Annotated in this window: 22 protein-coding genes and 1 tRNA gene; 9 read left to right on the plus strand and 14 right to left on the minus strand. The window is 62.5% G+C overall.

Annotated elements, in window-relative coordinates; genetic code table 11:
• Positions 1-30 precede the first annotated feature (30 nt).
• Genes HEQ60_RS03385 through HEQ60_RS03395 form a run of 3 tightly spaced genes read right to left on the minus strand, consistent with a single transcriptional unit; the run spans position 31 to position 2,247 of the window.
• Positions 31-1,098, minus strand: a complete 1,068-nt coding sequence (locus HEQ60_RS03385) for a DDE-type integrase/transposase/recombinase (RefSeq protein WP_168069491.1) — start codon at positions 1,096-1,098, stop codon at positions 31-33.
• A 44-nt stretch (positions 1,099-1,142) separates the two neighbouring features.
• A complete protein-coding gene (locus HEQ60_RS03390; protein ID WP_168069493.1) occupies positions 1,143-1,379 on the minus strand; it encodes a hypothetical protein in 237 nt (78 codons plus the stop codon).
• A gap of 46 nt (positions 1,380-1,425) precedes the next feature.
• A complete protein-coding gene (locus HEQ60_RS03395) occupies positions 1,426-2,247 on the minus strand; it encodes a phage capsid protein (protein ID WP_066134517.1) in 822 nt (273 codons plus the stop codon).
• A 129-nt stretch (positions 2,248-2,376) separates the two neighbouring features.
• On the opposite strand from HEQ60_RS03395, the gene HEQ60_RS03400 reads away from it, so the two are divergent.
• On the plus strand, positions 2,377-3,159 hold the full coding sequence (locus HEQ60_RS03400; RefSeq protein ID WP_209315380.1) for a chemotaxis protein: 783 nt from the start codon (positions 2,377-2,379) through the stop codon (positions 3,157-3,159).
• Positions 3,160-3,171: 12 nt separating this feature from the next.
• Here the strand turns inward: HEQ60_RS03400 and HEQ60_RS03405 are convergent, their stop codons facing one another.
• From HEQ60_RS03405 to HEQ60_RS03430, 6 genes are all read right to left on the minus strand, one after another.
• Positions 3,172-3,909 (minus strand): capsid assembly protein, encoded by a 738-nt coding sequence (locus HEQ60_RS03405; RefSeq protein ID WP_168069497.1) that lies wholly within the window; start codon positions 3,907-3,909, stop codon positions 3,172-3,174.
• Complete coding sequence (locus HEQ60_RS03410) at positions 3,906-4,220, minus strand: hypothetical protein (RefSeq protein WP_209315381.1); 315 nt, start codon at positions 4,218-4,220, stop codon at positions 3,906-3,908. Before HEQ60_RS03410 ends, HEQ60_RS03405 begins: the two co-directional genes overlap by 4 nt.
• Positions 4,217-5,788 (minus strand): portal protein, encoded by a 1,572-nt coding sequence (locus HEQ60_RS03415; RefSeq protein WP_245183733.1) that lies wholly within the window; start codon positions 5,786-5,788, stop codon positions 4,217-4,219. Before HEQ60_RS03415 ends, HEQ60_RS03410 begins: the two co-directional genes overlap by 4 nt.
• Positions 5,789-5,791: 3 nt before the next feature.
• Positions 5,792-6,208: a hypothetical protein gene (locus tag HEQ60_RS03420; RefSeq protein WP_168069499.1), complete on the minus strand. Its 417-nt coding sequence runs from the start codon at positions 6,206-6,208 to the stop codon at positions 5,792-5,794.
• Positions 6,209-6,382: 174 nt separating this feature from the next.
• On the minus strand, positions 6,383-6,778 hold the full coding sequence (locus HEQ60_RS03425) for a hypothetical protein (protein WP_168069502.1): 396 nt from the start codon (positions 6,776-6,778) through the stop codon (positions 6,383-6,385).
• On the minus strand, positions 6,778-7,143 hold the full coding sequence (locus tag HEQ60_RS03430) for a hypothetical protein (RefSeq protein WP_168069504.1): 366 nt from the start codon (positions 7,141-7,143) through the stop codon (positions 6,778-6,780). The genes HEQ60_RS03425 and HEQ60_RS03430 overlap by 1 nt, the downstream gene beginning before the upstream one ends.
• A gap of 117 nt (positions 7,144-7,260) precedes the next feature.
• Here HEQ60_RS03430 and HEQ60_RS03435 point away from each other — a divergent pair, with 117 nt between their 5' ends.
• Both HEQ60_RS03435 and HEQ60_RS03440 read left to right on the plus strand, forming a co-directional pair.
• Entirely contained in the window at positions 7,261-7,896 is a 636-nt protein-coding gene (locus HEQ60_RS03435) for a S24 family peptidase (RefSeq protein WP_168069506.1), read from the plus strand.
• Between the two features lie 143 nt (positions 7,897-8,039).
• Complete coding sequence (locus HEQ60_RS03440) at positions 8,040-8,918, plus strand: branched-chain amino acid aminotransferase (RefSeq protein ID WP_168069508.1); 879 nt, start codon at positions 8,040-8,042, stop codon at positions 8,916-8,918.
• Positions 8,919-8,941: 23 nt separating this feature from the next.
• On the opposite strand, the gene HEQ60_RS03445 is transcribed toward HEQ60_RS03440, so the two are convergent.
• The 4 genes from HEQ60_RS03445 to HEQ60_RS03460 form a co-directional block, all read right to left on the minus strand.
• Positions 8,942-11,734, minus strand: coding sequence for an ATP-dependent DNA helicase (locus tag HEQ60_RS03445; protein WP_168069510.1), 2,793 nt, complete (start codon positions 11,732-11,734; stop codon positions 8,942-8,944).
• A gap of 73 nt (positions 11,735-11,807) precedes the next feature.
• On the minus strand, positions 11,808-12,194 hold the full coding sequence (locus HEQ60_RS03450) for a helix-turn-helix domain-containing protein (protein ID WP_168069512.1): 387 nt from the start codon (positions 12,192-12,194) through the stop codon (positions 11,808-11,810).
• Between the two features lie 295 nt (positions 12,195-12,489).
• A tRNA-Asn gene (locus HEQ60_RS03455) sits at positions 12,490-12,564 on the minus strand.
• A 70-nt stretch (positions 12,565-12,634) separates the two neighbouring features.
• Positions 12,635-14,896 (minus strand): HAMP domain-containing methyl-accepting chemotaxis protein, encoded by a 2,262-nt coding sequence (locus HEQ60_RS03460; protein WP_168069514.1) that lies wholly within the window; start codon positions 14,894-14,896, stop codon positions 12,635-12,637.
• 200 nt (positions 14,897-15,096) lie between these two features.
• Between HEQ60_RS03460 and HEQ60_RS03465 the strand changes: the two genes are divergently transcribed.
• The 5 genes from HEQ60_RS03465 (at position 15,097) to groL (ending at position 20,456) form a co-directional block, all read left to right on the plus strand.
• Positions 15,097-16,716 (plus strand): lysine--tRNA ligase, encoded by a 1,620-nt coding sequence (locus HEQ60_RS03465; RefSeq protein WP_168069516.1) that lies wholly within the window; start codon positions 15,097-15,099, stop codon positions 16,714-16,716.
• Between the two features lie 96 nt (positions 16,717-16,812).
• A complete protein-coding gene (locus tag HEQ60_RS03470) occupies positions 16,813-17,565 on the plus strand; it encodes a glycosyltransferase family 2 protein (RefSeq protein WP_168069518.1) in 753 nt (250 codons plus the stop codon).
• 11 nt (positions 17,566-17,576) lie between these two features.
• Positions 17,577-18,287: a TVP38/TMEM64 family protein gene (locus tag HEQ60_RS03475; protein WP_168069521.1), complete on the plus strand. Its 711-nt coding sequence runs from the start codon at positions 17,577-17,579 to the stop codon at positions 18,285-18,287.
• A gap of 174 nt (positions 18,288-18,461) precedes the next feature.
• Entirely contained in the window at positions 18,462-18,752 is a 291-nt protein-coding gene (groES, locus tag HEQ60_RS03480) for a co-chaperone GroES (RefSeq protein ID WP_066134482.1), read from the plus strand.
• A gap of 57 nt (positions 18,753-18,809) precedes the next feature.
• The gene (gene groL / locus HEQ60_RS03485; protein ID WP_168020280.1) at positions 18,810-20,456 is read left to right on the plus strand and encodes a chaperonin GroEL; all 1,647 of its coding nucleotides are present in this window, start codon (positions 18,810-18,812) and stop codon (positions 20,454-20,456) included.
• Positions 20,457-20,553: 97 nt separating this feature from the next.
• Here the strand turns inward: groL and HEQ60_RS03490 are convergent, their stop codons facing one another.
• Positions 20,554-21,192: a LysE/ArgO family amino acid transporter gene (locus tag HEQ60_RS03490; protein ID WP_322099283.1), complete on the minus strand. Its 639-nt coding sequence runs from the start codon at positions 21,190-21,192 to the stop codon at positions 20,554-20,556.
• Between the two features lie 104 nt (positions 21,193-21,296).
• Between HEQ60_RS03490 and HEQ60_RS03495 the strand changes: the two genes are divergently transcribed.
• Complete coding sequence (locus tag HEQ60_RS03495) at positions 21,297-22,193, plus strand: LysR family transcriptional regulator ArgP (RefSeq protein WP_168069523.1); 897 nt, start codon at positions 21,297-21,299, stop codon at positions 22,191-22,193.
• Positions 22,194-22,771 lie beyond the last annotated feature (578 nt).

A 22,771-nucleotide genomic window follows, 5' to 3' on the forward strand; every position in this document is an offset into this window, starting at 1 on the left:
CAACACCACAGACAACGAACCGCACAGGCTTCAGACGTCCGGCCCGGCAGGATCCCCGGTACCGGAAAACGCATCCAGAACAGCCTGCGGGGTCTGCCCCATATTCGGCCAGCCCTTCCCGGGACGACGGGTGTTGTAGTCCTTCAACCATGCCGCAAAGGCGATCTGCACCGCTTCCAGCGTCCCGAAAGGCCGCTCCCGGATCCGGGGCAGGAAGAACTCCTCACGCACAGTGTCGCGAAACCGCTCGACAAAACTGCCACGCCGGGACGGCAGGGACTCAACCGTCTGATGCCCGATCCCCACCAGATCCAGGTACGTCTGGTACAGGTGCCCGGCCCCGCCGACAAATTCCCGCCCGGTATCGGTTCGCACGACCCGGACAGGCCAGCCATAACGGCGGAAGAACGGCAGCGCCGTATTGTGCAGGACCGCTGTCGCCGCTTCCGGACGGCGGCTGTCATGCAGGAATCCGAAGGCATAGGACGAAAAGGTGTCCACCACGGCATGCAGGTACACCTTGCTTCCGCGTCCGGGACAAAAGACAAAGAAGCTATCCGCGTCCAGAACCTCACCCGGGGCCTGTGAGACCGGCGACAACTCGCGGAAGCACGGGTTCATGCGTTCCACAAATGCGGTCTGTTCCGCACTCAGGACCAGCGTACCCGCAGCCCATTGCTGTTCCAGGGCCAACCAGCGGTCCACCGCACCGCCCAAGCCATTGTCACCCAGAACACGCTGGACCAACGCGGCGGACAGGGCCATGCCCTCATCGGCCAAGGCTGCAGACAGGCGGACCTGCCCCCACGCCGGGTGCTCAAGGGCCAAGGCCAGAACACGTTCAACCACCGCCAACGGGATCAAACGCCGCCCGCTACGACGGGACTCCCTCATCACCGCATGATCCTGGAGTCCATCAAAGCCACTCTGGCGGAATTGCTCGGCCAGGCGGGAGAAACACTCCCCCCCACCTGATTTCCGGCGGCGGATACCGGCCACATCAGCCAGCATACGCCCCAGATCGGCAACATCCATCACTCCGGCAGAAGACCCTGTTCCAGGTCCCGCACCGGAACTGTCAAACACTGTATTCATCATCTCTCTCACTGCGTAATAGGGGAGACATCACCGTGAACCGGCGGTCAGGACAAGGCCGTGACAGTCACCCCTGAACTGCCCGCATCCTGGACCCGGTACAGGGTCACAGTGCGGGTGTTTTCATCATCCAGGTTAACCACCATCAGGTCCCCCTTGCGCAGCATGTCCGCCACGCTGTTGAAATACCCGGTCGCCAGGGTGGTATCTTTCGTCCGGTAATGCCACTGGGTAAAGCCATTGGCATACGAGAGAACAGACAGGTTGCAACGTTCAAAAGCCATGGCGGCATTCCTTTGTCCTGCAATGGTGCAATCGTGGCGGCAATCCTCATGTTTCCAGGCATGGCATGGAAACAATGCCCCGGGTATCAATCAAGGCTGCCCCCTGACTCATCATGTTGTTGACAAAATGGGCAGCCCGGTCGCCGTGCCAGGAAATATCCGTCACCACATCAGAGCCAACAGCATGCCCGACCGCCGTACGGTGATACCAGAAACAGCTGCGCACTTTCCCTTCAGACAAGGGCAGACCGGTATGAGGCATCCACAAACTGCCCAGCCACCGCTTGGCCTGTGTACCCTGCCACGGCAACGCGTCGGGCCCTATATAATCCGAACGCGCAAATTCAGAAATCTTCAGAAGTTCAGACCATTGCTTCCAGCCGACAATCACAAACCGCTCGCCGTCATCGGGTACATCGGCATTGCCCAGTTGCTCGAAGGCGGCCAGGGCCTTTTCCCGCGTCATCCCGGTTGTACCGTCCAGCGCCGACACGGTTGCCTTGGCCATCTCGGCCAGAATCAACTCGTCGGTCTTGCGCCCCAGGGCACCGGCCCCCGCCTTTACCAGAACGGCCCGCTCGTCCAGGCTGGTCTTCAGCTCGTCCAGGCGGTCCACCCAATCCCCGGCATAATAATCCTGAAGGATACATTCCACCGGGGTATGGTCCATGTTCATGACCGGAACCATGCCATGGCGCGCCTTGGTCGAGGCCGTGCCCTTGCCAACCTTCTGGAAAACGGTCGAACTCCCCCTTATTCCTCCCTTGCTGCGCACCGTCGGGCGCAGGCGGGACCCGTACTGCTGATAGGCCAGATGCACATCGGCCTGAAAATGCTTGATAAAAGACTTGTCGACAGAGACTGACATAAAAGCTCCTTATGGTTGAAAAACGACAACGGGGAGCAGGACACGACCCGGCGGAAAAACAAACACCCGAAAACCGTCATTTGTGTTGCACCGCCGCCCGGGGCTCGTATCCTTGGGACGGTGTGGCCATTGGTTCGTCCACATCTGCCCGGCAACGGTCCCGGATTGTGCCGCGCAGACCCCAGTCAACCCCGTGGCAGACGAGGCAACGACGTGTCTACAGAAGCAGCCACAGAAGCAGCCGCAGAAATCCCGGCCGATGCACCGGTTGTTGTCGAGCACCGCCTTGAAGGCCGGGCCGGCGAAATGTTCACCCAGTGCGAAACCGCCCTGCAGGCCTTTGTCAAACTGCGTGAACTGTCCGAAGACATGCGGATTCTGTCACTGAATGCCGAACTGGCCGCCGGCCGGGCCGGAACCGCCGGCGTGGCCGTACGAGCCCTGACCCAGTACACCCGCCAGCTGGTCAGCCAGCTGAACCGGGTTCAGGAAGACATGAACACCCTGCAGGCCCGGGCCGAAGAACTGGTTGCGTCCAACAACGGCAAGGCTGAAGGAGGCGGGGAAGAGGGTGAGGAAAACGCCAGCTCAATGCCCGCGTACGAGCTGTCGGACCGGGAAAAGGAAGATCAGGAACAAAGCGTGATCTCCACTATCAGCGACCATGCCAAGCAGATTTCTGTCCATGCCCAGACCATCCGGCGTATCGCCGAGCAATCCAACGGCATTGCCACCAACATTGCTATCGAGGCCGCTGGTGCCGGACGCTACGAGCCAGAATTCCGGACCGTTGCAAACACCATGAAACGCTATATCGCCGATTTGCGGGCGATGGTGGACGACTCCGAACGGGCGGTCAAACAGGTCCTGGAATCCGGGGAACGCCTCAACAACGCCCGCAAGGCGAACTGAACGACCGCCTCCCTAACCGGGATACAGGCGCCGGAACCCCTCGCTCACACGGCGGACCAGCGCCGGGTCGCGGTCGCGCCAATAGCGGGGATCACGCATCAGACTCCGGATATCGTCTTCCGATGCCGCCACACCCGCCCCGCCGGACCGGCCCAGACCCGGTTCCGGAGAGGTCATCATCCGGTGCAGGGCAATCACCCCTTCTGCCGTTCGTGACAGGGTCTCCAGAACATCCGCCGACAGATTCGCCCGCCCCCAGGCCATAACCTGACGCTGAATCTCGTGCCAACGGTCCTCCCCCCCGAAATGCTGGACCAAGCGCGTCTTCTGGCACTCCGCCTCAAAGGATTCAGCCATCTGCTCCAGAACCGGGATCACCTTCTCAAGCGCCAGGTCATAGACCAGCTGCGCCTGCTCGCCGGTAAAGCCACACCGGTGCAAACGGGCGTTCACATCAGGATCCGGCTCCAGCAACGGGTGATGGCAGGTAATGCAATAATCCTCCGGCTTATCCGGCACCCCGCGCAAACGGTCAAGGGCCCGGCGCCCGTCAAACCCGGATTCAGGCCCCAAATCCCTTTTGCCGGTCCGCAGGCGGGCCTCCAGGTCCCGGCACACCTGCACCAGGGCTTCAATTTCGGCATCCGCCGCACCACTGCGGGAAACAGCCGGACGTTCCGCCGCCAAAGCCGGAGGGACACCACCCCCGACAGAAACAGCGGTACTGGGTGTATCAGATGAATGGATCATTCCGTCCTCTCGTTACTGCATGTCTTCCGGTACAACGGAACCACTCCGCCGCCGCGATCAATCAAGGCCAGCAACCAGGCAACCAGGGCCCTTTGTCCTTCCAGGTGACGCAGCGCTGCATCCGGCAACGCCGGCCCGGCTGTCCGGTGCAGGGTCATCCCGACCAAGGCCTCCAGCACACACTGCCCGTCCACACCGGCAAAACACCGCGCCGCCGCCGTGGCCAGCCCGGTTGCCTGCTCCGGGTCGGGGACAACACCGTGCCCCGGCCCCGGAAACAGCCAGGCATCGCGCCCGGTGTCTTGCGTCATGTGCCGTCTCCTTCACCTGCATCCGTCGAACCGGAACCCCCATCCGAAACCGGCTGTACCGGCACCGGAAGCGGTGAGGCCAGCAGATCCGCCGGCACCCCCAGCGCCCGGCCCAGCCAACGTGCGGCTGCGGCCGGATCAACCACCGCCATGCCTTCCGGCCCCAGACGCCGCAGGCTGTCCAGCCACATCAGCGCGTTGCGGGCATCATCCCGGGCCTGCTGACGGGCCACCGGGGCACTGTAGCGCAGGTCCACCAGACGCCCGTCCACCCGCAGATCCGGTATTTCCCCGCGCCGCCGCAGGATGGAGACCGCCCGCATGACCAGCGGCGTCAGCAGTTCAGTCTGCAAACGCCCATAGGTCGCGCCCAGGATACGGGCCATCTGGGTGGATCGCTCCAGAACCTCGGTCGCGGTCATCCGCGGGCTGTTGACCTGCCCCAGACGATCAGCCAGCAACGCATGGCGGATCCGCGCCCGCAGGTCATCCAGAACCAGCTGGCTGACATCAAACCGCCCCGGGGTGGCCAACGGCGTCAATCCACTGGATCCCGGTGCCTTGGGAATGATCGACCCCGGCAACAACGAAATATTCGCCGGGTTCAACACCCCGTCATCCTCGGCCATCCAGATCCCGGTCACTGCAATTGATGCATTGCGCAGCACCAGCTCCACCACCTTGTTGGCCGTCTTGATATCGGGCAGCGCCTTCATCACCGGCGACCGCCCGTATGCCTCCCCCGGTGCTTTCAGCCAGCGGAAACACACAAACGGTGACGCCGGAAACATTCCGTCACGCAGCACAACAGTCTGCTCCCTGGACCAATGCAAACCCGATGGCAGCAACAGCGCCGTATACCGGTACCCGTTCGGTACAGGCTCGGACGCTTCCAGAACCTCCACCAGCGGGTCGCCGCTGTCATCGCCCCCCGGGCGCACATCCGGCACATCGGCATCCGGGAACCGGTGCCGCACATGGGACAACGGCATCGCGGCATGGCGATACACCACATCCAGTCGCCCCGAAGGCCCTTCGTCCAGGGTCAGCTCCGTCATCGGGATTGCCGAAAAACGAAAGGCGCTGATCTCGCCCGGCGGGGCTTCCTCGAACAGCAAGGCCGCCGTACCAATTGTCACCAGATCCAGGAAACACTGGTGCAGCTCCACCGCAAAGGTCGAGCGGTCGAAATGCAGACGCAGTGTCTCGGCCACATCTTCCAGCAGCGGTGCCAGAGACGCCCGCCCCACCTCGTCCAGCCCGACGCCACCCTCCAGACCGAACCACCGGGTCCAGGGCGGCGTCAGCTCGGCCAGCAAGCTTGCGGCCAGCTGGTCCACGGCATCGGGCGCCGTCCCGTCAAACAGACGGTCCGTGCGCTTTCCCCCGACCGGAGACCCGAACAGACCGGTCCGCTGGGGCAAGGCAAATTCATAACATTCCTGCCAGTGCGCCTCCCACAGACGGCGACGCTCCAGCGCCCGCTGATAACGGGCCAGAAGACCTTCGGCACCACCGTGCCCAGGTTCCGGGTCCATCTTGAAACGAATCTCCAGGGAACGCCCCATGCCCTATTCCCCCAGCAGCGAACGACGGCCCGACAGCGCCAAACCACCATCCCCCCGGTCCCGCGATGTACCGGACAGGGTTTCAGTCCAGTATCCGGACAACAGAGGCAAATACCGGGGCCGGACCGGGCGTGGACGCGCCGCCTCAACCGATTCCCGGGATGGCTTTGCCGGCGCGGATACGACAGGCGCGGATGGAACACTCCTCCCGCCTGCCGGCTCTGTCGGAGCAGAAACAGGAGGTAGTGGTGGTGGAGCGGAAACGACAGGAGCAATACGGATCTCGGGCATTGGCAAACCGCGCAGCCCGGATGAACCGGACATATGCGATGACAGCAAGGCCGACCCGGCATGAGACGGACCAAAACGGCGCATGGCCAGCATCATGGCTGCATTGGTGGACGGCGTAAAACTGGCCATCAAATCCCCCCTGTTCACACAATCCAGAAACACAACACGCCAACGCCAAAAACCCGCCTGCCGGAACGACAGGCGGGTTTCCCCCGTCAGCAATCCGGTACGGTGGATACACCTCCGGCGTTGACAGGGATTGGTATACAGAAAAGCGCCCCAAAAGTCAAGAATATTTTCCTATTAAAGGTCTTTTTTCTCATTCAACAATGCACTGTACAGCTGCCAAGGGGTCAGAACCCAGGGCCAGCGACGCCCCAGAATGCGCTTCACCGCCTCCACGCAACTAAAGACACGCACCGGCGCCAAACGGTGCGGCGGCACACCGCGCCGCGTAACAACCGGCTTATAGCCCCCCGCTGCCATCACCTGCGCCACATCCAGGGCTGGACACACCGGATCAACAGGCATCACGATCACTTCGGTACAGTGCGCCATGGGATTGATCACAACCCAGCCCCCACGGCCGGCATCACAGACCGCGACCAGACAGTGCCGGAAACCCGGGCGCAACATTTTGAGAAAGGACACATCCGCCACACCGGAAAAGCCAACAACGGCATCAGGCTCTCCGGTCATCACCCGACAATCCCCTTGCGCCGCAATGGCTCTTCCAGAAGGGTCAGCCCCTCTTCCCACCACCGGGCGGCCTGCCGCTCTTCCTCCAGGCGGGCATCCGGCGGAGCCAAAGCACGCCCGTAACAGGCCAGAACCATGGCCTGACGGGCTCCCAGCACATTCTGTCGCCGTAACCCGGCCGCCACACGGTACACATCATCGGGATCACAGGGCCGCGCCGTATCACCGGCATCCGCCACAAAACGTGCCCCCTCGTCACGGGCCAGCTGGCACCGCCAGAACCACAACCAAGCCTCCTCCGCACTCATGAACGGACAACTTTCTCGTATACTCAGAGGGCGCGGCGCCTTTCGCCTTGTTGCCATCAGGTCGTCTCCACGTTAAGACACTATCAAGAAGCACCCCATGGTCTAGGAATATAATCCTTGCTCGTCAAGGGCGAGCTTACACAGTGTGTTCCCGATAACTGGAGAGCAGAACGCATGCTTACCCATCACGCCCTGTGGACAGCCCTTGACCGCCTGGCCGAAGATCACGGACTGTCCCCATCGGCACTGGCAAAAAAAGCAGGCCTGGACCCGACCACGTTCAACCCGTCCAAACGGTTTGGCCGCGACGGCAAACCCCGCTGGCCAACGACAGAAAGCCTGTCCAAGGTCTTGCAGGCCACCGATACACGCCCGGAACATTTCCTGCAGCAGGCTGCTGAAGCCATGGCGGAACCGCCCCCACCCCCTCAGCCCATCCTGCCCCTGGTCAGCCAGAATCAGGCCCGCAACGGGCTGGATGCGGCCGGAAACACCCCAAATGGCACCCAGGACGCCATCGCCTTTCCTGATCTCAGGGATCCGGACGCCTGGGCGCTGGAAATCCAAGGTGATGCCTGCCTGCCGGTCTATCGCGACGGCGACCGGCTGATCCTGTCCCCCAACACAACCGCAAGGCGCGGTGATCGTGTTGCCATCTATACCAGAGACAAGATTCTAGTCATTGGCGCGTTAACAAGAACAACAGCAACCCGCATGGTCATCCAGCCCTTCGGGGCCGGCAGCACGGACCAGGCCATAGACCAGACAGACATCGCCTGGTCGGCACGAATCCTCTGGGCCAGCCAATAAAGACATCCCCGAAAAATCGATACAAACACCACCCCTCACACGGTACGGTATATTTATTGGCAGGAATACAGCGCAACCTGTATGCTAACAGGCGAGGAAACAGGTTTGTCTCAAGACAAACCACAAGGAATACGAGCGCGCTTATGTCAACACAATCAACCCAACCCGGCATTTCTCTTGTTTTCGTTGATGGCACCTGGCACACCGGCAACCCCATGATCATGGGACCGGGTACCCAGTCTGTATGGATGGGAAGCACGGCCTTCGACGGAGCACGCTACTACGAAGGTGTGGTGCCGGACCTGAAAGCCCACTGTGAACGGGTTGTTCAGTCTGCCCGCATCCTGGGGCTGAATCCAACCCTTGGCGGGGCGGATATCGCGGCCCTGGCCCGGGAGGGCATCACCCGCAGCGGCGGAAAGAAGGCCCTGTACATCAAACCCATGTTCTGGTGCGACAACGGCTTTCTGATCCCTGATGCCAGCTCCACCCGCTTTGCCCTGCACCTGTTTGAAATCGCCATGCCTCCTGCAAGCCAGGGCTTCAGCGCCACCCAGTCCCCCTTTCGCCGGCCGACACCCGATGCCGCGCCCACCGCAGCCAAGGCCGCCTGCCTGTACCCGAATGTCAGCCGGGCCCTCAGCGATGCACATCAACGCGGCTTTGATACCGCGGTCATGCTCGACAACCACGGGAACGTGGCGGAATTTGCCGCCGCCAACCTGTTTCTGGTCAAGGATGGCATCATCCGCACCCCGGTTCCGAACGGAAGCTTCCTCAACGGGTTGACACGACAGCGCGTTATTGCCCTGCTACAGGCCGATGGCACCCTGGTGGAAGAAACAACGCTGTCCTACGATGACCTGATGCAGGCCGACGAGATCTTTGCCACCGGCAACTTCTCCAAGGTATCGCCCTGCATCCAGATCGAAGGGCGCCCCCTTCCACACGGCCACGTAACCCAGTGGGTGCAGCAGCTGTACAGGAACTTTGCCTTCGGGCACGCCAGCATCGCCGCCTGAGGAACACCCCGGCCTGCCCTTACCTACTCGGTCGGGGGGCAGGCCGGGACAGGTCCCAGAAAGTCCGACACCTCACGCACCGCATCGGCCAGACCAAGACGGCGCACCTCTGTCCCCGGTGGAAACGCCCCGTGCAAACGCGATGGCAACAGCGGATCCAGCAGGACAAACACACCCCGGTCATCCGCCCGTCGCACCAACCTTCCAAAGGCCTGCTTCAGACGCAGCCGGGTCAAGCGGTCATCCCAGTCGCGCCCGCCAAAGGCCTTGCGCCGCACCCGGTGCAGGATATCCGGGCGGGGCCAGGGAACCCGGTCAAACACCACCAGACGCAGGGCACGCCCCGGCACATCCATGCCATCGCGCAGCGCATCCGTCCCCAAAAGGCACGAAGGTTCGTCGGCACGAAACAGGTCAACCAGCGTGGCCGTATCCATCCCGCTCACATGCTGGGCGTACAGCGGAATGGCATGTTCGGCCATTGCCGGCATAATGCGTTCGTACACGGCGCGCAACCGGGATACCGCCGTAAACAGACCCAGACCACCCCCGCCGGACGCCAGGAACAGCGACCGGAACGCCGCTGCCACCCGCGCCGCATCGTCACGACGCACATCGGTCACCACCAGCACCCGGGTCTGGCCGGCATAGTCAAACGGAGACGCTACCGCCGCCCGCACCGCCGGCAACGAAAGGTGCGCGGCACCAGTGCGGGCCTCAGCAGCCTTCCAGTCCACAGCCGGATCACCGGATCCATCGCGCAACGTTGCCGAAGCCACCAGCACGCCATGGGCCGCATCCTGCAACACCTGGGCAAAGGGCAATGTGGGGTCGATCCAGTGCCGGCGCATGCCAACATCAAAATCCCGCCCGTCCAGCCGTTCCACGGCGAACCAGTCCACACATGTCTCCGGCACCCGGGTTTGCAGGCTGTCCAGCATGGCACGCCAGGCAGACAGATGCCGTAGCACCCGGCGCTCCAGAGACCGGATCAATCCCTCCATCCGCAAACGCACCGATGCATCCAGCTCTGCTGCATCTGCATCCAGACGCATGGCCAGCGCCTTCATCAGGTCCTGGACCGGACGGGACAGGGTTTCCAAGGCACGCTCCAGCTCTGCCGCAGCCGCAGTCAAACCGGGGACCGGCGGCTCGACATCCGCTTCCAGGGAATACGGGTACCCGCCTTCCTGCGACCGGGCATACACCTGCTGCCGCACCCGGTGCAGAAACCGCTCCGCCGGGCCATGCGGGCTGTCCGATCCCAGACGGTTCATCCATCCCGGCCCGGGCAGACAGCGGGCCCCGTGCAGGATCGCATCCAGCGCATCCTGTGCGGCGGGATCATCCTGCACGCATTCTTCGGCACGGCGTTGCAGCCCACGGGCACGGGACCGGGTGCCCTCTTCCGCCCCCAGAATCCAGCGCCGCAGTTCCGCTGTTTCCAGCGCCCCCAGATGAGCCGAAAAGGCACCATCGGCCGCCTCGAACACATGGTGGCCTTCGTCAAACACATAACGAACCGGCAGCCCGCCCCCGGGATCCCCCCCTGACGCCGCAGAGCCGTTGCCCAGCATCCGCATCACCAAGGCATGGTTGGCCACCACAATGCGCGCCCGGCGGGCCTTGCGCACCGATCGTTCGACAAAACAACGGTTGTAATGCGGGCAGGCGGTAAAGACACACTCCCCCCGGCGGTCAGTCAGGCCCGCTACGGTGGAACGCCCCAGAATATCCACCAGCCATCCCGGAAAATCACCGCCGATCATGGCCCCGTCACGGGTTGCCAAAGCCCAGCGCGCCACCAGCCCCAGGGCAACCGCCCGGGCCGGGTTGACCGACAGGCGACCGGCGGCTTCCTCCAGATTCAACAGACACAGGTAATTCTCGCGCCCCTTGCGGACCACAACATGGCGCGCCTTCTCGCGCGGGTCAGGGTACAGGCGCGCCAGTTCATCCTCCAGCTGGCGCTGCAAGTTGCGGGTATAGGTGGACAACCATACCGCACCGCCATTTTTCTCGGCCCACAGGCTGGCCGGAGCGACATAGCCCAAGGTCTTGCCCACACCGGTTCCGGCCTCGGCCAGCACGAACCGAGGTTCCCCCTCGGCATCACGGGGCTCGAACGCCTCGCAGCACGCCGAGGCAAAATCCGCCTGCTGCGGCCGGTCCTCGGCAGCGCCGCCCAGAATCTGTGCCAGCCGGGCACGCGCCTCGGTCGGGCTGACCGGCAAACAGGAGGAAGACGGTTCGGGCGCATGCTCGGAAATCTCCGGCAGGCTTTCCCACACCCGGAACCCCGCAGCCACCACTCGGCTGTGCGGCGGGTCGCCGGTTTCACCAAGGGCATGCAACACACAGCGGGCCCACGGCCACCCCGCCCGCAGCAACCCCCAGGCCAGCGCGCGTGCCTGGGGCCGTGACGTGCGCGACAGGGCGGACAGATCCCGCAGCAGGGCCACCACAACCGCCGACAGGGCCGTTGCTTCCTGCTCCGGGCCAGCGGGCAAGGCAACATGACAGGCCGCAGCAAGCCCGGCTACTGTCGGCAGGCAAAAGACCGCCGGCCGCACGAAAGCGTACAGTTCCAGAACATCACAGGCCGGGAAAGACACACAGCCCAAACGCGCCGCCACCGCCGGCGCATGGCACACCAGCGGAGGAGCCGAAGACGCAAGCCAGCGGACAGCCGCCGCCCGGTCCAGGGTCAGGATCTCTCCATCGGGCGTCAACACAACCGCCGACACCGCACCGGCAACAAGCACCGGGGCATCGGGCAGCAAAAGCTCAAGCGTATCAGGGTGTCCGCACGTCATGGAGGGGACCATAACGCGCCCGCAGACATCCGTCACCTGCCCATCACACGGCACCCCGCAGAAAGCGCGGCGATCATCCCCCCCCGGACCTGGCCATGCCGGCCAGGGACTGCACAAGACGGAAAACGGCTTTTTTCTGCTCCGCCGTCAGCGCGGACAGCCAGGCCAGAAGACGCAACTGATCACCATCCAGCGGATAGTCGGCGGGGGCCACGCACCCTTCAAGGCCATCAAAGAAAGCCTGGACCGGCACATCCAGACAACAGCCGATACGAAACAGACGGGATGCCGGAATGCGGTCCACCGCACGTTCGTATTTGTGGATCTGCTGCGGCGACACGCCAGCAACCTGCCCCAGGGAAGACAGCGTCAACAAACGCAGTTCGCGGAACTGCCGCAGGGATTGCCCCAGATGGCTGTCAACAGGGTCCGCCGCCCCACAATCAAAACCAACCGTCACAAACACCCCCCCCGCACACGGCACAGCACACAAACACACAGCCTGTTGCCAAGGCCAGAAATAAACCCTGACGCTATGCTCTAATTACCACAAACACGCTATGGTGTACGCAAAAAAAGAACGTACAAGAACATATAATACAACACGTTGTGATATGGCTGACATCATGCAATCGGCATAGTCTGGTTTTATCAGCGATACGCTGACATCAAGGCAGGATACGTGCGCATATCCAAACGCCCCGGGCATGCAAAAAAACACCCCGTGCAGAACGCGGGGTGCTTTTTGAACTCGATGGCTCCGGCGGTAGGATTCGAACCTACGACAACCCGATTAACAGTCGGGGGCTCTACCGCTGAGCTACGCCGGAACACGCTGTCGAGGCCGGGTTTTTAGCAGTATCGCCCGCATATGGCAAGGCTGTTTTCACACACCCGGCCTTATACCGCCAACCGCAGGGCGCCCGCGCTGAAGCCCGACCACTCCCGGCTCAACCGGCCGGATCGCTGCGACAGGGTGGTGGACACCTCCAGCAAGGACCCTGCTTCGGATCGCGTGGCCTGGGTTGCTTCGGACAGGGCGTCCAGATCCTCGGCTGCCTGGATCATCCGGGTGGATGTCTGCTGGATCCTGTCTGCAATCACCCCCGTGGCGCGGGACTGGTCAACCATCGATGACGTCAGGTCACCAACCAGCCCGTTGACACCGGAAATCAGGCGGCTGACGCGGATCATGGCATTGGCCACGTCCTGGCTGACATCGGCCACAGCGGCAACCCGCACCCGCACATCCTCGGTGGCGGCGGCGGTCTGACGGGCCAGCTTTTTCACCTCGTTGGCAACGACGGCGAACCCCCGGCCGGCGGCTCCGGCCCGGGCGGCCTCGACCGTGGCGTTCAGGGCCAGGATGTTGGTCTGCTCCGCAATGTCGGTGATCAGGTCCACCACACCGTCAATTTCCTTTGCCACCCGCGCCAGACCAGACACGGCACGCATGCTGTCCTCGGCCATTTCCACGCCGTTGATGGTCAGGGTATTGGCACTGGACAAACGCTCGATCATGTCGGCACTGGAACGGGACAAATCCTCGGCCGAACAGGCCAAACTGGTCACAAAGTCCGAAACCTGGCTGACCGCACCATTGACCATGTCGATACCACTGGCTGCGCGGCAGGCAATGGTATCCAGCTTGCGGGCGGCCTCCTGCACCACACCGGCATCCCCGACCACACCTTCCATGCTGGTCTCGAACACCTCGGCCATCCGCCGGCTGGAGGTTACAATGCTCCAGGTCAGCATGGCCGCTGTCATCTGGCCGTAATGGTCCAGAACCGGAAACACGGACAGGGCCACCAGCTCGTTCCCCAGATGAACCTCGCCCGTCCACGGCAACTGACCGGGATCGGCCACCAGCTCCGACAGCCAGCCCGGCTGCGGGTGGAACAGATCGACCGAAAGCCCCTCCAGACTGTCTGTCCCCGGGGGTAAACCATTCAGGGAGGGTGCAATCTGTTCCAGGGCGTTGCGGGTGGCGGCATTGATCCAGCTGATGCGGCCATCCTGGGGGCTGACCGTTACAATATTGACCGGCATCGCTTCCAGCATCTGCCCCAGGGCAAAGGCACGGGTTGCCGTATGGCGCAACACCTTCAGGGCTGCGGCAATGGCGCCAATTTCATCCCGCCGCTGGAAATCCGGCACCGGGGTTTCCACATCGCCTTCGGCAAGACGCTGGATAGACCGGCGCAGGGTCACCAGCGGAAGCGACAGCGAATTCACGGCATACCGGTTGGCCGCATACCAGGCCGCACCGAAAAACAGGGCCAGGATCAACAGGCTGATGGACAGGATGACAACCGACCCCTGAATTCGTTCGTTCAGAATGGTATCAAGGCCCCACAAGGCCCGGCGGCGCATATCCTCGAACGCGTCCAGCGCGGCCAGAAGAACCGCCTGATGCTCCTGGCCGGAAACACCGCCCTGCCCGCGACCAACGCTGGCCAATGCCGTATCCACAGCCCCGGAAACACGGGTGGACAGCGCCGGCATCATGGCGGCAACCGCCTCCTCCTCCGCTGTTTCCATAACCGTGGCATACCCACTTTCCAGTGCTGACAGGTGCCCCCCCATCACGGCACCGGCACGGATGATATCAAGCCCGATATCGCCGGATGCCGATGCCTCCAGCACGTACCCGGCCATATCCGCCACCCCGGTAATCATCTTCGGCAAGCGTGTGACCAGGGAATCCATCAGGTAATAGCTGGACAGCTCCGGATCCAGGATCAGGTTGGAATGATCCCCGGCCTGCGCAACCGCAGACTCCAGCCCCGCGATCATGTCGCGCGCCCGCTCGGGGCCGGGTACCGCTGCAAAATCAGTCCACAGCCGCTCCACAATCGCGTGGGGGCCCCGCATGTCCAGAAGATCGGCCTGCTCCCGTACCGATTCCAGCCCCGCCGCAACGCGGGCCACGGTTCCCGCATCCGGATTCGTGGCAGTCACCATGTAACGGGCCGTAGCAATCTGGGCGTCTAGGAGCGGGGTGATATAGGCTGTCCCCACCGTTTCCTTGCGGGCGAAGCTGATGGCCTCGTTCTCGTGCCAGACCAGAACCGCCACCGACGCCAAGGCCGGCACCAGAAACAGGGCCAGAACCAGCTGGATCTGGTGCTTGACCGACAAAAAACGCAGCGAGGACATGGGAAACACCCCTTGATCGTTTGACGGGCAGAAAAACACTCAAAGGTAAAGTGACACGGTACAGCAGGGGGCCAGAATGCTGCAAGGTACGTTGACGGATCACCCCTGCGGCCCTAGGGTGCAGATCAACGCATGCAGGCGATTCGCATTGCGTACAGACCCTTTCGTCCATCAACAGCCCGTAACGGATCTGACACATCATGTCACACTCTCTTGCCCATTTTGCCCGCGAGTCCTCGGCCTGGCCCTTTCAGGAAGCCCGCGACCTGCTGGACAAACGGCTGAACGGCAAGGTGCCGGACAAGGGCTATGTGCTGTTTGAAACCGGCTATGGCCCCTCTGGCCTGCCGCATATTGGCACCTTTGGCGAAGTGGCGCGGACCTCGTGGGTCCGCCGGGCCTTTGAAATTCTGGCGCCCGACATCCCGACCCGCCTGTTCGCCTTTTCCGACGACATGGATGCCCTGCGCAAGGTCCCGGACAACATCCCCAACAAGGACAGGGTGCGCGAACACCTGGGCAAGCCGCTGACCCGCATTCCCGACCCGTTCGGAACCCACGAAAGCTTCGGGCACCACAACAACGCCCGCCTGCGCGGGTTCCTGGACAGCTTTGGCTTTGATTATGAATTCAAGTCCGCCACCGAGATGTACACCGGCGGTCATTTTGACGACGCCCTGCGCGGGGTTCTGGAACACTATGATGCCATCATGGCCGTCATGCTGCCCACCCTGGGCGCCGAACGTCAGGCCACCTACAGCCCGTTTCTGCCGGTCTGCCCGCGCACCGGGGTGGTGCTGCAGGTTCCGGTCATCCACCGCGACGTGGATGCCGGCACCATCGTCTATCAGGACCCACAAACCGGGGAAAAGGTAGAGGTACCGGTCACCGGCGGGGCATGCAAACTGCAGTGGAAGCCCGACTGGGGCATGCGCTGGCACGCGCTGGGCGTGGACTATGAAATGTCGGGCAAGGACCTGATTCCTTCGGTGGACCTGGCCGGGAAGATCTGCCGCATCCTTGGCAGCACACCGCCGAAGAACCTGTCCTATGAACTGTTCCTGGACGAAAACGGGCAAAAGATTTCCAAGTCGAAGGGCAACGGCCTGTCGGTGGAAGACTGGCTGAAATACGCCCCCGAAGAATCCCTAGCCCTGTTCATGTACCAGAAGCCAAAGGCGGCCAAGCGCCTGTACTTCGATGTGATCCCCCGTGCGGTGGACGACTATGTCGCCCATGTCGCCGCCTTTGCGGAACAGGACCCGGTCGCCCGCCTGACCAACCCGGCCTGGCACATCCACAACGGGGAACCGGGAACCGACAAAACCCCGCTGACCTTCGGCATCCTGCTGAACCTGGTCGGGGTGGCCAACACCGATGACCCGGCCGTGCTGTGGCATTACATCCGCAACTATGCCCCGGGCGCGTCTCCGGAAACAATGCCGTTCCTGGACCGGCTGGTGCGCCACGCCATTGTCTACTACAACGACTTTGTCCGCCCGACCAAGCAGTACCGCATCGCCAACAGTGCCGACAAAACCGCCCTGGCCGACCTGCGCCAGGCGCTGAAAGCCGCACCGGCCGATGCGTCCGGCGAAGACCTGCAGAACATTGTCTATGCCATCGGCAAGCAGCACGGCGAAACCTATCCCGGCCTGCGCGACTGGTTCCGGGCCCAGTATGAAATCCTGCTGGGTCAGGAACAGGGGCCGCGCATGGGCAGCTTCTTTGCCCTGTACGGGCTGGACCGCTCCATTGCCCTGCTGGACCGCGCCATCGCCGGGGAAGACCTGAAAATAACGGCAGAACTGGACGCCTGAACCTGAAAACCGCATGCCGCCCGGGACTTTTCTCTGGTCACCGGGCGGCCCCGGCGCTACAACCGGCTGACCCCTTGTGTTACCTGCGCGTGTGTGATGACTGAACCAAGCTGCCCGGACCTGTCTGTTGTTGTGCCTGTCCACAACGAAGCCGACAACATCCTGCCCCTGATCGAAGAAATCGCCGCCGCCCTGGATGGCGTGGTGCCGTTCGAGATTGTCTATGTCGATGACGGATCAAACGACGCCACCGCGCACCGCCTGGCCGAGGCCCGCGCCCGGTTTCCGGCCCTGCGCTGCGTGCGCCACCGTACCGCCTGCGGGCAAAGTCAGGCGATTTATACAGGGGTTCTGGCGGCCCGTGGCACCTGGATTGCCACCCTGGACGGCGATGGACAGAACGACCCGGCCGACATTCCGGCCTTGCTGACCCGCCTGCGGGATGAAGAGAAACGCACCGGCCTGGATGCCGCACGCCTGCTGATCGCCGGACACCGGCAAAAACGGCAGGACAATGAACTGCGCCGTCTGTCCTCGCGCATTGGAAACGGCGTGCGGGCGTGGCTGCTGAACGACGGAACCCCCGACACCGGGTGTGGCCTGAAGCTGTTTGCCCGGTCCCTGTTCCTGAAATTCCCGCGCTTTGACCACATGCACCGCTACCTGCCGGCGCTGACCCTGCGTGAAGGTGGGCTGGTTGTCAGCGTTCCTGTCAACCACCGCCCGCGCGAACGGGGTATGTCAAAGTACGGGGTCTGGAACCGGCTGTGGGTCAGCCTGTTCGACCTGGTCGGGGTGATGTGGCTGCAACGCCGGGCCCGCAACCCGGTTCTTGAACAGCAGGACTGAGCCGGGGTTCCATGTCCCTGTCTCCCGAAACACTGCTGCACGACGACGCCGAGGAAACCCTGCGGCGCAGCAACCCGCTCAAAGCCCTGTTCAAGGGGCTTGTGATGATCGCAACCCTTGCCGCCATTGGCTTTGGCGCCCGGGAATTCGGGCTGACCGAGGCCTTGGACACCCACTGGCTGGATCATCAGATTGTCGGACAGGGCCTGAACGGGGAGCTTCTGTTTGTTGCCGTGGGCACCTTGGTCGCTGCCATCGGGGTACCCCGCCAGATTGTTGCCTTTGGCGGCGGCTATGCCTTCGGGTTTGTCGAAGGGGGCCTGCTGGCCCTGCTGGCACAGACCATGGGTTGCGCCACGGCGTTCTTTTATGCCCGGATTCTGGGGCGCTCCGTCATCCGTCGCCTGTTCGCCCGCCGGATCGAACGCATCGACGCCCTGCTGGGGCACCACCCGTTCACCATGACCCTGCTGGTGCGACTCCTGCCCGTGGGATCAAACCTGTTGACCAACCTGGCCGCCGGCGTCACGGCGCTGGCCCCGTCACGCTTTCTGGGCGGAACAGCGGTCGGCTACATTCCGCAAACCGTTGTTTTTGCCCTTCTGGGTGCCGGGATACAGGTGGATGCAACCACCCAGGTTGCCCTGTCCACAGCCCTGTTCATCGCGTCCGGACTTCTGGGAATCGGCCTGTACAAACGGCTGAAAAACCGGCTGCGCTGACACGCCATTCATCCGCATCCCATAACAACCCTGACGCTAACACCCCCCTTGACAGAAAAGGCGGTCCGTATTACCTCTGTCAGCACTCTCCGGGGGGGAGTGCCAACAGAAACCTCGGGCTCCCCTGACCTGGTGAGATGTTCAACTGGGAAACGCTCGTTCTGGAGGAACCCAATGAAATTTCGTCCGTTGCATGACCGCGTTGTCGTAAAGCGCGTTGACTCCGAAGAAAAGACAGCCGGCGGGATCATCATCCCCGACACCGCCAAGGAAAAGCCAATGCAGGGCCAGATCATTGCTGTTGGCCCCGGTGCCCGTGGCGAAGACGGCAAGCTGGTTGCCCTTGACCTGAAGGCCGGCGACAAGGTCCTGTTCGGCAAGTGGTCCGGCACAGAAGTGAAGATCGAAGGCGAAGATCTCCTGATCATGAAGGAAGCAGACGTCATGGGCGTGATCGAAGCCTGAGGCTTCGCTCTTTCCCTGTCGCCTTTCACCATATCTTTACCTAGAGGATAAAAAACTATGGCTGCCAAGGACGTTAAGTTTTCCACCGATGCCCGCGACCGCCTGCTGCGCGGCGTGGATATCATGGCCAATGCCGTGAAAGTCACCCTGGGTCCCAAGGGCCGTAACGTCATCATCGACAAGTCCTTCGGTGCTCCGCGCATCACGAAGGACGGCGTTTCTGTCGCCAAGGAAATCGAACTGAAAGACAAGTTCGAGAACATGGGCGCCCAGATGCTGCGCGAAGTGGCTTCCAAGACCGCCGATCTGGCCGGTGACGGCACCACCACTGCAACCGTTCTGGCCCAGTCCATCGTCCGCGAAGGCGTGAAGGCTGTTGCCGCCGGCATGAACCCGATGGACCTGAAGCGCGGCATTGACCTGGCTGTCAACGCTGTCGTCGAGGACATCAAGACCCGCAGCAAGAAGATCACCACCTCTGAAGAAGTGGCCCAGGTCGGCACCATTTCCGCCAACGGCGAAAAAGAAATCGGTGACATGATTGCCAAGGCCATGGACAAGGTCGGCAAGGAAGGCGTTATCACCGTCGAGGAAGCCAAGGGCCTGACCACCGAACTGGACGTGGTTGAAGGCATGCAGTTCGACCGTGGCTACCTGTCCCCGTACTTCGTCACCAATGGCGAAAAGATGGTGGCAGAGCTGGAATCCCCGCTGATCCTGCTGCACGAAAAGAAGCTGTCCACCCTGCAGCCGCTGCTGCCGGTTCTGGAAGCTGTTGTGCAGTCCGGCAAGCCGCTGATGATCGTGGCCGAAGACATCGAAGGCGAAGCCCTGGCCACCCTGGTGGTCAACAAGCTGCGTGGCGGCCTGAAGGTTGCTGCTGTCAAGGCTCCGGGCTTCGGCGACCGCCGCAAGGCCATGCTGGAAGACATCGCCACCCTGACCGGTGGTACGGTGATTTCCGAAGACCTCGGCATCAAGCTGGAAAACGTCACCGTGCAAATGCTGGGCACCGCCAAGCGCGTGACCATCTCCAAGGAAGAAACCACCATCGTTGACGGTGCAGGCTCCAAGGACGAGATCGAAAAGCGCTGCAAGCAGATCCGTGCGCAGATCGAGGAAACAACCTCCGACTACGACCGTGAAAAGCTGCAGGAACGTCTGGCCAAACTTTCCGGCGGCGTTGCCGTGATCCGCGTCGGCGGTGGTTCCGAAGTGGAAGTGAAAGAGCGCAAGGACCGCGTTGACGATGCCCTGCACGCCACCCGCGCTGCCGTGGAAGAAGGCACGGTTGCCGGCGGTGGCGTTGCCCTGCTGTACTCCACCCGCGCCCTGGCATCCCTGAAGGGTGTGAACGAAGACCAGAACGTTGGTATCGAAATCGTTCGCCGCGCCCTGCAGGCTCCGGTGCGTCAGATTGCCGAAAACGCCGGTACCGACGGTGCCGTTGTTGCTGGCAAGCTGCTGGAGCAGAAGGACGTCAACTTCGGCTTCAACGCCCAGACCGGCGAATACGTGGACATGATCAAGGCTGGCATCATCGACCCGACCAAGGTTGTGCGTGCAGCTCTGCAGGACGCCGCTTCGGTGACCGGCCTGCTGATCACCACCGAAGCCATGGTTGCCGAAATTCCTGAAAAGAAGGAAGCCCCGATGGGCGGCGGCATGGGCGGTATGGGCGGTATGGGTGACATGGGCTTCTAAGCCTTTCTCTTCCTGCCCTTGTGGTATGTCAAAGGAAAAGGTCGCACCTTCGGGTGCGGCCTTTTTCCATTCCGGGACAGGGCACGGAAGCAGACCCTCAGAACCCCGTCAGAACGCGATGGATCAAGAGACCTGCGATGGCCAGCATTGTCACCCCGACAAAGGCATCCAGAAAACGCCAGGCTACGGGACGCGCAAACCATGGGGCCAGCCAGCGTGCACCAAACCCCAGGGACACAAACCAGACCATACTGGCCGCACAGGCCCCGGCGATAAACCAGACCTGCAACGGCGACGGATGCTGGGCACCGATGCTTCCCACCAGCAGCACCGTGTCCAGGTACACATGGGGGTTCAGGAACGTAAAGGCCGCCGCCTGGGCCAAAGCAGCCCCCCGCCCCAGCCCGGACTCGCCTGTATCGGCCCTGAGGGCCTGCGACAGCCGGGCCCGGCGCAAGGCCTGCCACCCATAGACCAGCAGGAAGGCAGAACCGGCCAGAGCCAGCGCATGCGCCAGCGCGGGGCGATTCCCCAAGGCTTCGGCCATGCCCATCACACCAGCCGTAATCAAAACGGCATCGGCCGTTGCACAGAACAGCACCACGCTGCCCATATGCTCGCGCCGGAGACCCTGGCGCAACACAAAGGCATTTTGCGCCCCGATCGCGACAATCAACCCCAGGCTCAGGGCCAGCCCCTGGGTAAAGGCCGGCATGGAAAAGGAAAGGAATCCCACAACACACTCTCAGTCAAAATCAGGTTACGACGGCCTGACCTTGCCCGGCGCGGGTAATAAAGGCAAAATCACTTTTCTTTATCCAGTTAAGGAAAACTAATCTTATGCTGGACTATGCCGCTCTTTCTGTCATGGCAACCGTTATCAGGGAAGGAAGCTTCGAGCGGGCCGCACGCATCCTGCACGTCACACCGTCGGCCATTTCGCAGCGCGTCCGACAGCTGGAGGAACGTGTGGGCTGCGCCCTGGTGATCCGCGATCAGCCGTGCCGGGCAACCGATGCCGGCCGGCGTCTGTGCCAGCACATGGACCGGGTGCGTCTTCTGGAACAGGATCTTCAGGACACGCTGCCGGCCTTGGCGCCCGAAGGTGTGACCCGGGTTGCATTGCCTGTTGCGGTCAATGCCGACAGTCTGGCGACCTGGCTGGCTCCTCCCCTGGCAGCCTTTGCCGCACAGGCCCCGGTGCTGATGGATATTGCCGTGGATGATCAGGACCACACCATGGAATGGCTGCGCAACGGATCGGTTCTGGCCGCCGTCACCGCCTCTGCCCGGCCGGCCGCCGGCTGCAACAGCCAGCCCCTTGGAGCCATGCGCTACCGTGCGGCCGCCAGCCCGGCTTTTATCCGGCATTATTTTGCCGATGGCGTGGGATCAGGAAGCCTGGCCCGTGCCCCCAGCCTGGTGTTCAATACCAAGGACGAGCTGCAGGCACGCTGGGCCCGGCGCCTGTGCCACCGGAACGTTGACCTGCCCCGGCACACGCTGCCCTCGCCGCAGGGCTTTGCAACCGCCGCCATGGCCGGCATGGGCTGGGGGTTGCATCCACAGGCGCTGATTGCCGGACATCTTGAGGATGGCTCCTTGGTAGAGCTGATACCCGATACCCCACTGGATGTACCGCTGCACTGGCAACAGGCCCGGGCGGCGTCAACCATTCTGGATGACCTGACCCGCCACATTATGGCCGCGGCACGGACGGCCCTGCTTCCACCCTGAAAGGGTTTTAAGGGCCTGCATGCACAAAGGCCCGACTTGTTATGGCCGGGCCTTTGGAAAACAGGGTTATGGGCAGGCGACCGGGTTCGGACTTTCTCCCCGAGGCCACCAGCAAAGATTGAGGACAAGGGACAAAACCGGAAAAATGGCTAAATCTAACCAAACCGTCTCCTCCCCGGCCTGGCTTTATCCTCAAACAGCGCCTTCATAGCAGCCCTGACAATCCCTGCAGAAAGACACACATGAAACATTGCATGACCCAGAACGGGTTAGCTGAATGCTGTAGCTCAGTGATTCGATTTTGAATCGCTGGCAGGCACACCGCAACGGACGGACCACGGTTCCTCAATCTGGGCAACCAGGTGCGCTACCGGTTGCAGGCTATCATGGCGTTTGAGGAAGCCACGCTGCACGGATTAACCAGGACCACCAAAGGCTGCGCCATCAGACAAAACACACCCACGTCGTTCACGTTCAGGGCCACGTCCGGAGCGTTGAGCTTTGCCTCGAAATCGGCCAAAGGTATTACCCCCCGTGGGCTTTCATGATGCGAGGGTGTACAGTGGGCTTGGGATTAT

Origin of the sequence: Haematospirillum sp. H1815, from assembly GCF_012102705.1 — a bacterium.
In the GTDB taxonomy this organism is placed as follows: Bacteria; Pseudomonadota; Alphaproteobacteria; order Rhodospirillales; family Rhodospirillaceae; genus Haematospirillum.